Here is a 484-nt window from a genome sequence, read left to right as displayed (position 1 = left end):
CCTATGAAACCAGCAACCACGCACGCGCCGGACAGGAAAGCCGCCACAACCTCACCTATTGGCGCTATCACGACTATGCCGGCATCGGCCCCGGCGCGCCCGGGCGGCGGCTGAATCTTGCCACCGAACGGCATCGCAAGCCGGAAAACTTCCCCGGCGCGGTGGCGCGCAACGGCCCCGGCCTGCGCAGCGAAACGGCGCGTTCACGCGGCGAACAGGCCGTGGAGGCCTTGCTGATGGGGCTGAGGCTGACGGAAGGCGTGCGGCTTGACGTCATGGCATCACGCTTCGGTTTTTCGGAAGATGCGCTGATAGACGCCGCGGCAGTCGATCGTCTGGCGGGCCACGGGCTGCTCTTGCACGCCGGATCTCATCTGGCGCTGACCGAAGCGGGCCGCCCGCTGCTGGATGCCATTCTGGCGGAAGTGGTCGCAGTGGAGGCCGCCCCCGCCTGAGCGATGCCGCCCCTTCGCTCAGGGCTTAC

General features: G+C 68.0%; 1 pseudogene. It reads left to right on the top strand.

Annotated elements, in window-relative coordinates:
* A pseudogene (locus HUO12_RS14330) lies at positions 1-455 on the top strand (radical SAM family heme chaperone HemW); the annotation flags it as partial.
* Positions 456-484: the final 29 nt, after the last annotated feature.

Origin of the sequence: Altererythrobacter lutimaris (genome assembly GCF_013371495.1) — a bacterium.
Lineage (GTDB): Bacteria > Pseudomonadota > Alphaproteobacteria > Sphingomonadales > Sphingomonadaceae > Erythrobacter > Erythrobacter lutimaris_A.
The sequence above is the reverse complement of the archived record's forward strand: the minus strand, read 5'-3'. Positions and strand labels throughout refer to the sequence as shown.